Source organism: Marinobacter sp. EN3 (assembly GCF_000475315.1).
Classification (GTDB): Bacteria; Pseudomonadota; Gammaproteobacteria; order Pseudomonadales; family Oleiphilaceae; genus Marinobacter; species Marinobacter nauticus.
The window spans coordinates 1-493 of record NZ_AXCC01000106.1 but is presented as its reverse complement, the minus strand read 5'-3'; the positions used below and the strand labels follow the sequence as shown (position 1 = coordinate 493).

At 45.4% G+C, this 493-nt stretch carries 1 protein-coding gene; it reads left to right on the top strand.

The genetic code is table 11. From position 1 onward, the window contains the following. Positions 1-164 precede the first annotated feature (164 nt). Positions 165-404 carry a hypothetical protein gene (locus Q675_RS0119530; RefSeq protein WP_023012315.1) on the top strand — a complete coding sequence of 80 codons (240 nt, stop codon included), beginning with the start codon at positions 165-167 and terminating at the stop codon, positions 402-404. The last annotated feature ends 89 nt before the right edge of the window (positions 405-493 follow it).

Genomic DNA, 493 nt, shown 5'->3' with positions numbered 1-493 from the left:
CATGAGAAATCCGGGCTAGGACTTACTCATTAGTAAGACATGATATCCCAAAGCGTACTGTAGAGGTTAACTATCAAACTCTGGAGCATGCTGTTTCTGAAGAGGGCGAATTAGCGAAACTTTACGGTATAACTACCCTCGATGACCCTACTGCAGTCAACGCAATGTATCCTTTCTCTTTAACTCAGGTGGCGAAAGCACTGGGCTATGCAAGCTGGCATCATGCAAATCAATTAATCATGAGAGTTGAGCAAGAAAAAGGAGTGAATATTAAACAGAGCGACAATAAATATCACGTCGCGATCATGGCAGGCCAAGTCATGCAAACTCACAAATATTCGCAGGCAGCCATAGATTTACTTGAGTTAGTCAAAAATGGAGAGGATTACGAGATCCAAGTGTAATGGCTAACCAGTGCGTCAACGGGACCGCTTTGTTCCGCTGCCGCTCCACAAATCGGCCCGTTACGCCGGCGTTAGCGAGAAAATGGCTT